The sequence below is a fragment of the Streptococcus sp. CF8-6 genome, assembly GCF_024295845.1.
Lineage (GTDB): Bacteria > Bacillota > Bacilli > Lactobacillales > Streptococcaceae > Streptococcus > Streptococcus oralis_BO.
In genome coordinates this window covers 586,643-600,436 of sequence record NZ_JANCOF010000001.1, presented here as the reverse complement: position 1 = coordinate 600,436, position 13,794 = coordinate 586,643, and the positions used below count along the sequence as shown (strand labels likewise).

The 13,794-nt window shown below is 40.9% G+C and carries 12 protein-coding genes; 2 read left to right on the top strand and 10 right to left on the bottom strand.

Features of this window, described 5'->3' with window-relative positions; translation table 11 throughout:
* Positions 1 to 11: 11 nt before the first annotated feature.
* A complete protein-coding gene (pfkA, locus tag NML69_RS02900) occupies positions 12 to 1,019 on the bottom strand; it encodes a 6-phosphofructokinase (RefSeq protein WP_254725252.1) in 1,008 nt (335 codons plus the stop codon).
* Positions 1,020 to 1,100: 81 nt separating this feature from the next.
* Positions 1,101 to 4,202 carry a DNA polymerase III subunit alpha gene (locus NML69_RS02895; RefSeq protein ID WP_254725251.1) on the bottom strand — a complete coding sequence of 1,034 codons (3,102 nt, stop codon included), beginning with the start codon at positions 4,200 to 4,202 and terminating at the stop codon, positions 1,101 to 1,103.
* A gap of 414 nt (positions 4,203 to 4,616) precedes the next feature.
* Here NML69_RS02895 and NML69_RS02890 point away from each other — a divergent pair, with 414 nt between their 5' ends.
* Both NML69_RS02890 and NML69_RS02885 read left to right on the top strand, forming a co-directional pair.
* Positions 4,617 to 6,899, top strand: a complete 2,283-nt coding sequence (locus tag NML69_RS02890) for a Xaa-Pro dipeptidyl-peptidase (RefSeq protein WP_254725250.1) — start codon at positions 4,617 to 4,619, stop codon at positions 6,897 to 6,899.
* Between the two features lie 514 nt (positions 6,900 to 7,413).
* Positions 7,414 to 7,884: an arginine repressor gene (locus NML69_RS02885; RefSeq protein ID WP_001043018.1), complete on the top strand. Its 471-nt coding sequence runs from the start codon at positions 7,414 to 7,416 to the stop codon at positions 7,882 to 7,884.
* 35 nt (positions 7,885 to 7,919) lie between these two features.
* Here NML69_RS02885 and NML69_RS02880 read toward each other — a convergent pair whose 3' ends face one another.
* The 8 genes from NML69_RS02880 to rpoD form a co-directional block, all read right to left on the bottom strand.
* Positions 7,920 to 8,084, bottom strand: a complete 165-nt coding sequence (locus NML69_RS02880; RefSeq protein WP_000502578.1) for a hypothetical protein — start codon at positions 8,082 to 8,084, stop codon at positions 7,920 to 7,922.
* 9 nt (positions 8,085 to 8,093) lie between these two features.
* Positions 8,094 to 9,404: a GTPase ObgE gene (obgE, locus tag NML69_RS02875; RefSeq protein ID WP_254725249.1), complete on the bottom strand. Its 1,311-nt coding sequence runs from the start codon at positions 9,402 to 9,404 to the stop codon at positions 8,094 to 8,096.
* Between the two features lie 70 nt (positions 9,405 to 9,474).
* Positions 9,475 to 9,609, bottom strand: a complete 135-nt coding sequence (locus NML69_RS02870) for a DUF4044 domain-containing protein (protein ID WP_000863864.1) — start codon at positions 9,607 to 9,609, stop codon at positions 9,475 to 9,477.
* A 30-nt stretch (positions 9,610 to 9,639) separates the two neighbouring features.
* Positions 9,640 to 9,831 (bottom strand): PspC domain-containing protein, encoded by a 192-nt coding sequence (locus tag NML69_RS02865; protein ID WP_001074501.1) that lies wholly within the window; start codon positions 9,829 to 9,831, stop codon positions 9,640 to 9,642.
* Between the two features lie 27 nt (positions 9,832 to 9,858).
* A complete protein-coding gene (locus tag NML69_RS02860; RefSeq protein ID WP_254725248.1) occupies positions 9,859 to 11,175 on the bottom strand; it encodes a glycosyltransferase family 4 protein in 1,317 nt (438 codons plus the stop codon).
* 8 nt (positions 11,176 to 11,183) lie between these two features.
* Positions 11,184 to 12,227 carry a glycosyltransferase family 4 protein gene (locus NML69_RS02855; RefSeq protein WP_254725247.1) on the bottom strand — a complete coding sequence of 348 codons (1,044 nt, stop codon included), beginning with the start codon at positions 12,225 to 12,227 and terminating at the stop codon, positions 11,184 to 11,186.
* 111 nt (positions 12,228 to 12,338) lie between these two features.
* Positions 12,339 to 12,668 carry a metal-sulfur cluster assembly factor gene (locus tag NML69_RS02850; protein ID WP_025168449.1) on the bottom strand — a complete coding sequence of 110 codons (330 nt, stop codon included), beginning with the start codon at positions 12,666 to 12,668 and terminating at the stop codon, positions 12,339 to 12,341.
* A 14-nt stretch (positions 12,669 to 12,682) separates the two neighbouring features.
* Positions 12,683 to 13,792 (bottom strand): RNA polymerase sigma factor RpoD, encoded by a 1,110-nt coding sequence (gene rpoD, locus NML69_RS02845; protein ID WP_000201893.1) that lies wholly within the window; start codon positions 13,790 to 13,792, stop codon positions 12,683 to 12,685.
* Between the last annotated feature and the right edge of the window lie 2 nt (positions 13,793 to 13,794).

Here is a 13,794-nt window from a genome sequence, read left to right as displayed (position 1 = left end):
GTTAAAGTTGATTATGACAAGCTCTTGTTCAAGCTAGCAAGTTCAAGGTCAGCTTTGTGAGGGTTGTTAACAACGATTTTGCCATCAGCAGTTAGGCTGAACAAGGCTCCTTCTTCTGCTGTTCCAAGAATTGGGTTTTCAACCATTTTTTCGTTACGGATACCAACAGCAACACCACCGATTCCTTGTTTGAGAAGTTTAACAGCGTGTGCTCCCATACGTGACGCTAATACACGGTCACGAGCGGTTGGTGAACCACCACGTTGGATATGTCCAAGCTCAGTCACACGAAGGTCACTAGTATCTCCTGCTTCCTTGAGTTTCTTACCAAATTCATTGGCAGACATAACCCCCTCGGCCAAAACGATGATGTTGTGTTTTTTACCACATTCATAACCAGCTTTGATACTAGCTACGATATCTTCCATCTTGAAGCCTTCTTCAGGGATAATGATTTCATCAGCACCAGTTGCAATACCTGCCCAAAGTGCGATATCACCAGCATTACGTCCCATTACTTCAACAACGAAAGTACGACGGTGACTTGATGATGTATCACGAATTTTATCGATTGCATCCATTGCGGTCGTAACTGCAGTATCAAATCCGATTGTGAAGTCAGTACCTACGATATCGTTATCGATTGTACCTGGAAGTCCGATAGCAGGGAATCCATGCTCAGTCAAGCGCATAGCTCCGTGATAAGAACCGTCACCACCGATAACAACGACACCTTCGATACCGTGTTTTTTCAACTGCTCAATCCCTTTAAGTTGACCTTCGAGTTGTGCAAACTCAGGGTAACGAGCAGAGTGAAGGAAAGTACCACCACGGGAAATGATGTCTCCTACTGAAGCAGCATCAAGTGGATAAATTTCTCCGGCAACCATACCAGCGTATCCATCATAGATACCAAACACTTCCATTCCTTCTGAGATTGCTTGGCGAACTACTGCACGGATGGCAGCATTCATACCAGGGGCGTCTCCACCACTGGTCAAAACAGCAATACGTTTCATTTGGTTTTTGCTCCTTTTCCTTTTAACATTCTTACTGATTATACCACATTTAAATCGAAAATTCTTCTATTTTTCGTATTTTTAGCGATAAATCGTTTTCATGGTGATTTCCTTTAATTTCTCCTGTAAGGCAAGCTCTTTTTTTACAAAATGCCGTGTAGAAACAACTGTTTTTTGCTCCTCCTCATACCTGATAATGACAGGGATTGGGCCTTTGTATTGTTCTAGGATATTTGAAATCTCTTTATCGTATTCATGATTTTTAACTTGAATCCAGAATCGTTCCGCTACTGCTTCTTTCAAATCTTGTGCAATCATTTGCAGACGACCATCTCGAGATTGAACTTTACCATTGATATAGTAAAATTTCCCTTCGGATAAAATGGAAACAAATTTTCTATATTGTTCTGAAAATACAGTTACATCCATCCGAGACTTGCTATCATGTACCTGTAGAAAGGCCATACTCTCGCCTTTTTTGGTTCGAATCACTTTAATTTTTTGAACTTCAACTAGGAGAGTTGCTTGAGCTCCCTCAGTTAGATTAGTGATTGGCGTCGTCGAATATAGGGCTTGTTTGGCAAGAGTTTGGAGAGGATGGGCACTGATACCTACCCCAATCAGTTCCTGCTCCTTGTAAAATTTCTCTGCCTCAGTAAAATCATCAGCTTCAGTCCAACTATAATTTGTATCCGCAAAGAGTCCACCTAACTCCTCAACAAAAACAAATAGGTTGGGCAGATTCACTAGGATTTTCTGGCGATTCTTGTCAAATTCATCAAAAAGCCCTAGTTCAACCAAAGGAGTCAAAAGCGACAGTTTCTTGTAATTCTTGGGGAGACGTGTGACGAAATCTTCGATACTTGAGAAAGGACGATTTTCGATAATCCAGTAAGAAAAATCTCTTGGCATTCCCTTAATGGCTTTGAGACCAAGATAGATTTTCTCTTGGGTAATCTTATCATGATAGGGGATGCTGTTGATTGCTAAGGGAGCCACTTCAAAGCCCATCTGCAATGCATCTACAATGTAATCACTACTTGAATAATTCAACATGACTTGAAAGAAAATAGCAGGATAATGCGTCTTGAAATAAGCAAGCTGGAAAGCCAGCGCTGAGTAGGCATAAGCGTGGGATCTGTTAAATCCATAGCCTGCAAACTTTTCCATCACTGCAAAAACTTGGTTGGCCTTTTCTTCTGTATGCCCCAATTTCATAGCTCCCGTGATAAAATCTTCCTTCATCAAATGCATCTCTTTAGCATTTTTCTTACCCATGGCTCGTCTGAGAATATCGGCTTTACCAAGACTGAAGCCTCCAAAGCGTTGAGCTACCTGCATGACCTGCTCTTGGTAGAGCATAATACCATAGGTTGATGACAGAATGTCCTCCAAGGCAGAATCTAGCACCGTCACCTTTTCTTTGCCATGCTTACGAGCTACAAAATTATCAATATAATCGCTTGCCCCTGGTCTGTTGAGCGAGGTTGTGGCTACTACCTCTTCAAAGACTTGTGGCTGAACTCGTTTCAAGAGTCGAATAGCGCCAGGTTGTTCAAATTGAAAAATTCCTTTAGTATTCCCAGAAGCAAAGAGAGCCAAGGTTTCTTTGTCTTCCAAATCAATATCCTCGATTCTCAGATGAACACCTTCTGACTCAGCCAGTAATTCCTGCATTTTTTGGACAAAAGTTAAGTTACGCAGACCTAGGAAGTCCATTTTTAAAAGGCCATTAGCTTCAACACCATGTGCATCATACTGGGTGATCAGCATATCCTCACCGTATTTTAGCGGAATATAGTCCGTCAGGTCTTGGTCACTCATAACAACCCCAGCGGCATGGATAGAGGTCTGACGAGGATACCCTTCAATCTTTCGAGCAATCTCAAAAGCTTTTTGATATTCAATCTTACTATTGATGACCTGCCTAAACTGTAAATTCTTTTCATAGGCTGTCGTTAGCGTATCTCGAAAACTGATTTTTTTCGTAATATTGGTTAATTCATACTCTGGAACACCATAGCGTTTGAAAACATCACGAATTGCCTGTTTTGCTCCAAAGGTCGAATAAGTGACAATCTGTGCCACGTGTTGACTGCCATAGCGATCACGAACATAGCGAATGAACTCTGGTCTATAGAGGTCAGGAATGTCGATATCGATATCGGGCATGGTATAGCGCTCACGATTTAAAAAGCGCTCGAAAATCAAGTTCTTCTCAACCGGATCAATCCCTGTGATGTTAAGTGAGTAGGCCACCAGACTACCCACAGCAGAACCACGCCCCATTCCCATATAATATCCTTGGGAACGTCCAAAACGGAGCAAATCCCAAACTACAAGGAAATAGTCGTCAAAGCCCATATCATGAATCACAGCCAATTCCTCATTCAGTCGCTCATGATAGATAGCTGAGGTCAACCCCTTGTCACTCAAGCCTTGCTCAGCCCTCTCTCGAAGTTCTTCTACTGCTGGTCTTTCAGGATTAAAGCGAGGAAGTTTTAGACTTGGGTCGATTTGATAGCTTATATTCTCTATCAACTCCTGGAGATTGGCAAGCGCCTGAGGGAAGCGATTTTTAAATCTAGCTTCTAAATCTGAGGCGGGTAAAAAAATCCCCTGTTGCGAATGCAGATCCACTTCTCTTAGGCTGACATTTTCCTTGACTGCTGACAAGATTTGTAAAACCTGTAGGTCTTCTTTTTCAAAAGAATTGACTTGATAGAGTGGAAGAATAGGTCTGGTATAGACTTCTTGAGGAGTATCTGGATTGACACCAATAAAATAGTCATAGCCTAAATCTAACTGTTCGATTCCCTCAAAATAGGGAACAATAATAGCAACATCTTCGAGGTGGGAGGTGAAGTCAGACCAATTTTTCCGTCCAGTCATTTTTAAAGTGGATAACTTCATCAACTCCTGGTAACCTTTAGTAGACAAAGCTAGAAAACGGAAAGAAATCTCCTTCTCGTCTATAATCAATTTCATTTCAAGACCAATTAAAGGTTGGATTCCATATTTTCGAGTCACTTCTAAAAAATGATAAGCCCCGTAGAGATTGTCCACATCCATGATAGCAAGGTGAGAATAGCCATACTCTTTAGCCGTTTGTACGTATTTTTCAATCGAAACCACACTTTCCATAAAACTATAAACAGTCTTGGTGTCGAGCTGTGCAATCATTTATTCTCCTCCTTGCTTTCGTTTTACTACTATTATACCATTTTAAGCTGGATATTGAAGCAACTCTGCACTTTCTTTTCAATATCATCAGTTACAAACTTCTTCTCTTCTTACTGTTAAATTCTTCATTTTTCAAAGGAAGAAAATAAAAAATTAATATTATATGATAGTTTTAAATGTAAATTTAGATATATTTATACCAAACGAAGAATAATAAAGATAGGAGTTATATGCAGTTTTACATATAAAAATCTCTAGAAAAAGGCTTACTCCTATGGTATTTATTCAGCATTTTATAATAACTTACCAAATAGATATGCTGGTTTAAGAAATTTATTTCATTTAAGTTTATTTATTCCATTTTCCCCTCTTTTTTGATATAATAAATCCAGTCTGTTTTCAAAGGAGAAAAACATGCGTTTTAATCAATTCAGCTACCAACCAACCACTAGTTCTCAACGATTTGAGGAATTAGAAGGTCTTGGTCTAAAGCTGTCACCCCAACTGTCCTTAAAAAGACAGTTTGAAGACTTCATTCGTTGGAGTTTTTTCACTTATTCTAACACGGATTATGCCTTGTCGACTTTGGCTGCGGATAAAGAAACAGATTTAGTAACCTTTTTCCAGTCAGACCGTGAGTTAACTGCGGAGATTTTCTACACAGTAGTTTTTCAACTTTTAGGATTTAGCTATCTTGTTGACTTTGAGGATGCCGAACAGTTTCGTAAAGAAACTGGTTTTCCTATTGTTTATGGAGATCTCATTGAAAATCTTTATCAGTTACTCAATACGCGAACGAAAAAAGGAAATACGCTCATCGATCAGCTTGTTAGTGATGGACTCATTTCAGAAGACAATCACTACCACTACTTTAACGGTAAGAGCTTGGCAACCTTCTCTACTCATGATGTCATTCGTGAAGTCGTGTATGTCGAGAGTCGTGTGGATACTGATAACGACGGACTCCCTGACTTAGTCAAGGTCAGCATTATTCGCCCGCGTTATGATGGACAGATTCCTTCAGTCATGACTGCTAGCCCTTACCACCAAGGGACCAACGACAAAGCCAGTGACAAGGCTCTCTATAAAATGGAGGGAGAGCTTGAGGTCAAACCGCCCCACACCATTGAACTTGAAGAACCTAAGCTGAATTTAGTCGAACCTCATGGTCAAGCAGAAGTTGTCACAGAAGCTGAAGAAAAGCTATCTCATATCAATAGCTCATATACTCTAAATGACTACTTCCTCCCACGTGGATTTGCCAATCTCTATGTATCGGGTGTTGGAACCAAAGATTCTCAAGGTCTCATGACCAATGGTGACTACCAGCAGATTGAAGCTTATAAAAATGTCATTGATTGGCTTAATGGTCGTTGTCGTGCTTTCACGGACCACACGCGCAAGCGCCAAATCAAGGCTGACTGGTCAAACGGCAAAGTCGCAACAACAGGTATTTCCTATCTAGGTACCATGTCCAATGGTCTTGCGACAACTGCTGTTGATGGTTTGGAAGTCATCATCGCAGAAGCAGGTATTTCCTCTTGGTATAACTACTATCGTGAAAATGGTCTGGTGACCAGCCCAGGTGGTTATCCGGGTGAGGATTTTGACTCACTTGCTGAATTGACCTACTCTCGCAACCTCCAAGCTGGTGACTATATTCGTGGTAATGGAGCTCATCAAGCAGACTTAGAAAAGGTTAAAGAGAAACTCGATCGCAAGACTGGTGACTACAATCAGTTTTGGCATGACCGCAACTATCTGCTCAATGCTCACAAGGTTCAAGCTGAGGTCGTCTTTACGCATGGTTCCCAGGATTGGAACGTCAAACCTCTTCATGTTTACCAGATGTTTCATGCCCTTCCTAGCCATATCAATAAGCACCTCTTTTTCCATCATGGTGCCCATGTCTATATGAACAACTGGCAGTCGATCGACTTCCGCGAGTCCATGAATGCCTTGTTGAGTAAGAAATTGTTAGGACTTGACTCAGGCTATCAACTTCCGACTGTCATCTGGCAGGACAATATCGCACCGCAAAAATGGCAAGGTCTTGATAACTTTGGCAAACAGGATGAACTGCATACCTTCTCTCTTGGTAATGAGGAAAAAGTGATTCAAAACCAGTATGATCAAAAAGATTTTGATCGTTATGGTAAGACTTACCAGACCTTCAACACTGAACTTTACCAAGGAAAAGCCAATCAGATCACCATTGACCTTCCAGTAAGTCAAGACATTCACTTAAATGGGCGAGTGGAGCTGAAACTTCGTGTCAAATCGAGTACGAACAAGGGCTTATTATCAGCCCAACTGTTAGAACTTGGACAAAAGAAATATCTGCAACCTTATCCAGCTGTTTTAAGTGCTAGAACCATTGACAACGGTCGTTACCACATGTTAGAAAATCTCTGTGAACTGCCATTCAACCCAAGTGCCCAACGTGTCATCACCAAAGGCTACCTTAATCTTCAAAATCGAACCAATCTCTTGACGATTGAAGAAATCCAACCAAATGAATGGATGGACTTCAAGCTAGAGTTTCAACCAACTATCTACAAACTTAAAGAAGGAGATACTCTCCGTTTGGTTCTCTATACAACAGACTTTGAGATTACAATTCGAGATAATACAGACTATCAGTTGACTGTTGATTTAGCACAGTCTAATCTTATCCTACCTTGTCAAAAGGTATAATCTACCAGACTTTCAATATGGAAGTATTCAAAGGAAAAGTCAATGAATTTGACCATTGAACTTCCTATAACCAAAGTTTTCCACTTGAACAGTCGAATCAAACATAAACTTTGTATCAAATCCAGTTCATCTGAAAGCATTTTAGAAGCCCTAGATAGAACTTGGACAAAAGATACTCCCTCTAACCAACATGTGTAACCATTTATCATACACGCTACTAGACCACATGTTGGAAATCACTGTGAATTACATTTAGAGTGAATTCACAACAAGCCGTGACAAAAAGCTACCCAAATTGAATGAATCACTGTCATTAAAGAACATTAATGTAGATGAACGGATCGCTACCCAGTTTATCTGCACCCAACTAGTGACAAGTTAAAAGAAGGAGAATCTCTCCATCTAGTTCTTTATCCTACTGACTGTGAAATCATCATACGTGACAATACCGCCTACCACCCGACTGACATTTTCGTTCAGTCCACGCTTACCTTGTAAAAGGAGTACTTACTTTATGAACAAATCAGAACACAGACACCAACTTATCCGCGCCCTCGTTTCAAAAAACAAAATCCATACACAAGCTGAATTACAAGCATTATTAGCGGAAAATGATATCCAAGTTACTCAGGCTACCTTATCACGCGATATCAAAACCATGAACCTTTCAAAAGTGCGCGAAGAGGACAATTCTTATTATGTGCTAAATACAGGCTCTATCTCCAAGTGGGAAAAACGTCTTGAAAACTATATGGAAGACGCTCTTGTTATGCTGCGTCCTGTGCAACACCAGGTTATTTTGAAAACTTTACCCGGTTTAGCCCAATCGTTTGGATCTGTAATTGATTCCTTGGCCTTTCCAGATATCGTTGCAACCCTTTGTGGAGATGATGTCTGCATGATTATCTGTGAAGATGCTACAAAAGCGCAGGCTTGTTTTGAGAGTCTTAAAAAATATGCGCCACCATTTTTCTTTAGTGAATAAAACAAATCCCGTGATTAAAAGATCACGGGAATTTTTTATTTCTTTGACTGTGTTTCTTCTTTCTTTGTACGTGCCAATCGAAGAGCACGTTTAGGATTGAGACGATTAAACAATTCTTCTAGTTTCTTTTCATTCCACACATCTGCTGCAGAAACAAAATTTCCATCTGCATCTCGGAATGATATTGGTTTATCTCCCATATCAATCTCCTAGTCTACAAATTCAAACTCAAATTTACCGATGCGAACCAAATCACCATCTTTGGCGCCACGTGCACGAAGGGCTTCGTCAACACCCATACCACGAAGCTGACGGGCAAACTTCATGACTGATTCGTCACGGTCAAAGTTGGTCATGTTAAAGAGTTTCATGAGTTTCTCACCAGAAAGTACCCATGTCGCATCATCATCACGGCTAATCTCAAAGGCCTTTTCTTCCTCGTCAAAGCCGTAGTAAGCCTCTTCTTCCATATCGGATTCATCATAGATTGGGAATTCTGGAGTCTTGTCTAACAATTCAGCTGTCGCTTCCAAAAGAGTCGCCAACCCTTGCTTTGTCAGACCAGAAATAGGGAAGATGGCTGGAAGTTCCTCGAACTCGTCGTAGTTTGCTGCCAATTTTTCCTTAAAAGTTTTCAGATTTTCCTGACTTTCAGGCATATCCATCTTGTTAGCCACGATGATCTGTGGACGTTCCATGAGACGAAGGTTATAGGATTCCAATTCCTTATTGATAGCAAGGTAGTCCTCATAAGGATCACGTCCTTCGCTAGCCGACATATCGATGATATGAAGGATAACTCGAGTGCGTTCGATATGACGAAGAAACTGGGTTCCAAGACCAACACCTTGACTAGCTCCTTCAATCAAACCTGGAAGGTCAGCTACTGCAAAAGATTCCCCTGACTGCGTACGAACCATACCTAAATTAGGGACAATCGTCGTAAAGTGGTAAGCACCGATTTTAGGTTTAGCTGAAGTGATGACACTAAGCAAAGTTGACTTTCCAACAGATGGGAAACCGACTAGACCAACATCTGCTAAGATTTTCAATTCCAGTTGCAACTCACGTTCTTGCCCTGGTTCTCCATTCTCAGAGATTTCAGGTGCAGGATTTTTTGGAGTGGCAAAACGGATATTTCCACGACCACCTCGACCGCCATGAGCCACGATAAATTCTTGACCATGTTCAATCAAGTCTGTAATGACTTTACCTGTTTCCGCATCACGAACAGTAGTTCCTTGGGGTACCCGAACACGAAGATCTTCTGCACCACGACCGTGCATTCCTTTGGTCATTCCTTTTTCACCGGAATCAGCCTTGAAATGACGGTTATAGCGGAAATCCATCAAGGTACGCAAGCCTTCGTCTACCACGAAAACAACATTACCTCCACGTCCACCATCACCACCCCAAGGACCGCCATTAGGGACATATTTTTCACGACGAAAGGCAACCATGCCATCGCCACCATTACCAGCCTTGACCTTAATCTTGGCTGTATCTAAAAACATACTCATATTTTTTTCTCACTTTAAAAAGGCTGGGAAATCCCAGTCATTAGTTATTGTTTCTAACCTCGTATCTCGCTTAGAATCTGCTAAAAGCTCCAAGCGCAGTTGCAAAGATACCAGCAAGGGTTACAAACAACATGATGAGCACGACAACAAGTGTCACCTTTTCAAACATTGTTTTTTTACGGTTACCATTATCTCCAAAAGCCATAGTTTCTCCTTTTCACTCTATAATTTTAATTTAATATTCTGTAGAAACAGGTGCAATTGCCCACAAAATCAAGTAAGCAAGAACCCCTGCTCCATAACAAAAGGCTAGAACTCCCCAAATCACTCGGACAATCGTCGGATCAATATCAAAATAGTTGGCAACACCGGCGCAAACGCCTCCAATTTTTTGATCTTTCCCACTTCTCATAAATTTTTTCGCCATCTTTTATTCCTCCTTTTTTACTTTTTGTTAATCTTTCCAGTAGTCTCGCATACTGGACAACTGTTTTTTAGACGCCTTCAGAATGCGTTTAGATTCTTTTACAGGGGCGCTGACTGCTTGTTGAGGTAGATATAAAATGGTTTTTAGAAAACGTTGGCTCATAGGTTCTCCATCGAGCAATTCTTGTTCAAAATTATTTGAAATAATGGCATCAAGGTAAAACTCGTGAACTCGTTTCCCAAAATTCTCAGCCGAAATCTCATACAACTTGTCAGCCAACTTTTGCTCATCCATATCTGGAGTGGCAATCAAAGCCTCCAAGATGGCACCTGCAAGGTCCTGTTCTCCATAGTAGAGAATTCCAAACATCTTGTCATTAATCAGATTATCCAGATAAGGATTACCATGAGCGATGACAGGCGTTCCACTAGCTAGACTCTCTAGATAAGTCAATCCTTGGGTTTCACTAGTGGATGCAGAGATAAAGAAATCTGCCGCCTTATAGTACAAGGCTGTTTCACTTGGGGCGATCATACCAGTAAAAATCACCTGATCTTGAATTTGTAACTGGACAGCTTGTTCTTTCAGACTGTCCAGATAAGGACCGTCACCAGCAACAACCAGTTTCACCTTGTCTTCTTCTTTCAAAACCTGCGCGAAGGCGACTAGTACCGCTTGGATATTCTTCTCATAGGAGATACGAGAAAGACTCAGTAACATTTTCTCGTCTTCTTTTATTCCAAGTTTAGATCGAAGGGAAGCTAAATTCTCTTCCTTAATCTCAGGGCGTTCAAATTTAGTTAACTCAATACCAGTTGGAATAACCCGCTTTTCAACCTTGACCTTGTACTTAGAGAGAAGGTCCCGAACAATCTCACTAGGACAAATCACTCCATCAACATCGTGAAGAAAGCCCCGTACCAGATATTTTACCATACTTGGACGAATCAGCATACCCTTCGCAATATAATGCACATAATCTTCGTACTGGGTATGGTAGGTATGGATAACAGGAATTTTTAACTCTCTCGCAATCCAAATCCCTAACAAACCTAGTGAAAACTCTGTTTGAGTATGAATGATATCTAGCTGATACTGTTTAGCAATTTCAAGCGCTTTTGTAAAGCCACGATAAGCAAAACGTCGATCCTTAAATGCAAAGAAGGGAACACTTGGTATTCGGATAATTTGCCAATCCTCATAGCGATTCACATCTTTATCTGTTGTTGTAAAGATAAAAACTGCATGTCCTTGCTTCTCAAGCTCTGTCTTTAAGGTTCGAATACTGGTCGCAACCCCAGAAACCTGAGGAAAATAAGTGTCTGTAAATAAACCAATTCGCATAAATTACCTCACTTTTTGCCCAAAGACGCCTGCTCCCGATAGAACTTCAACCAGATTTCCAGTAAATGTTCCTCGGAATACTCTTTAGAAATCTCTCTAGCTTTTTCTTTCAAGTCTTTCAACTTTTCAGGATGATTTTTGTATTCGAGAATAGCTTCTCTCATCTCTGAAACATCACTGGTAGCACGATAATTCCCTTCGAGAATGACCTTGTATAGATCTAAATTCCTTAGCATAATCGGTGCTTCACAACTAGCTGCCTCTAAGATGGTCATTGGGAATAGTTCATTGTAACTTGGTAGCAAGAAGAGATCCGCTAAAGCATAAAGCTCTCGCATTCGCTCTGGAGGAACAATACCTGGAAAAATTAGATTTTTAGGTGGATTGTCCATGATTTTTTTATAGCGTTCATAACCATCTGTTATTCCACCAAATGAAAAACCACCAGCCCAAATAAAAGTAATTTCTGGCAATTCCTCAGCAAGACGGATAAAGTCATCAATCCCTTTACGTTTCTGAACCTGACCCGCACCAACAACAACAAACTGATCCTCAGCTAAATCCATTTCCTGACGAAGTTTTGCTACTTGGTCAGCTGGCAGTGGATGCCATTTTTCCTTATTTACAAAGTTTGGAATATAAGTTACTTTTTCACGTGGAATACCAGCCGCCACCAAATCCTCGATAAACATGGGATTAACCACCACCAAGTGTTCCATTCGGTTGTAAAATGAAAAAACATAACGTTTGATAATTCCCTTTAAGAAAAATGGAATTTTCAAACTCCCCTCAAGCGTATCAGGCAAAAAATGCACATAGCCAATTTTTCTCCCAGATCGCTTCTTTTGAAATGTAGATAAATAATAAGGGAAATCAATGGTATGAAAGTGAGTTACATCTGCCTCAACAGGAAGATTCTCCGTAACAATTAACTGGTCTTGGGCATCACGATGTAGAAGACGTACCAACTCACGGTAGGCTCCTGATACTCCTTGACCAGCCACTTTTTCACTTGAACTTAGCATATTAATACGCAATTTTTCGTTTTCCATACCTTTCATTATACCATTTTATTTCTAGAAAATCAGCAAAAGAAAGAGAGACCAGAGGAAAAAGGAGGAATTTACCCTATTTTCCAATCGTCTCTCATATTTTTCTACTGTTTATTTAATTCCTAGGGCGATACGTGCATAGCGACTCATTTTCTCAACAGTCCAAGCTGGATACCAGACCAATTTAACTTCGGTATTGGTTACCTCAGGAACATCTGTCATCGCATCGTGAATCTGGTCCGTCAAGAGATCTGCCAATGGGCAGCCCATAGTTGTCAAGGTCATATCAATTTCAGTGTGACCAGTTTCACCATCAAAACGAATTTCATAAATCAAACCTAAGTTGACAATATCAATTCCCAACTCAGGGTCAATTACTTCTTCCAAAGCATTTAAAATGCGGGTTTTGATAACCTCAATTTGCTCTTCTGTATAAGCCATGTTCATCCTCACTCTTAATCTTCAATAAAATCACGAAGCGGTTTGCTACGACTTGGTTGACGTAGTTTTCTCAAAGCCTTGGCCTCGATCTGACGGATACGTTCACGAGTTACGTTAAAGACTTTACCAACATCTTCAAGGGTACGCATTTTCCCATCGTCCAGCCCGAAACGAAGGCGCAGAACGTTTTCTTCACGGTCTGTGAGAGTATCCAAGACTTCATCCAACTGCTCACGCAAAACGATACGAGTTGTGTAGTCCACTGGATTCTCAATTACTTCGTCTTCGATAAAGTCCCCGAGATGGCTATCGTCCTCTTCACCAATAGGTGTTTCAAGAGATACTGGCTCTTGGGCGATTTTCAAGATTTCACGCACCTTGTCAGGTGTCATATCCATGCGCTCAGCGATTTGTTCAGGTGTTGGATCTTGACCCAATTCTTGAAGGAGATTACGTTGTTCACGGACAAGCTTGTTAATGGTTTCCACCATGTGAACAGGGATACGAATGGTACGCGCCTGATCAGCGATGGCACGAGTAATCGCCTGACGAATCCACCAAGTTGCATAAGTAGAAAACTTAAAGCCTTTTGAATAGTCAAATTTGTCCACGGCTTTCATCAAGCCCATGTTTCCTTCTTGGATCAAGTCAAGAAACTGCATGCCACGACCTACGTATCGCTTCGCAATCGAAACTACCAAACGAAGGTTGGCTTCTGCAAGACGCTGTTTGGCTTCGATATCACCAGCTTCAACAGCTAAAGCCAATTCTTTTTCTTCTTCATTGGTCAAGAGAGGAACGACCCCAATTTCCTTCAAATACATACGAACAGGGTCATTAACCTTAGCAGAGGTTGAGCCAATCAAATCCTCATCACTAAGTTCAGGCTCTTCTTCTGTACTAAGGACACGTGCACTTGGATTCCCTTCGTTATCCGTGATAGAAATTCCAGCATCCTGAATCCGTTGCAAAAGGTCTTCAATGCCGTCTGCATCTAAAGTAAAAGGAATAACCAGACTTGAGTTGATTTCATCGTCTGTTGCTGTTCCTGTTTTTTTGTGGTTACGGATAAAGTCTGCTACTTGCACATCAAATGTGGTTACTTCTTTTTGTTTTGTTGCCATTA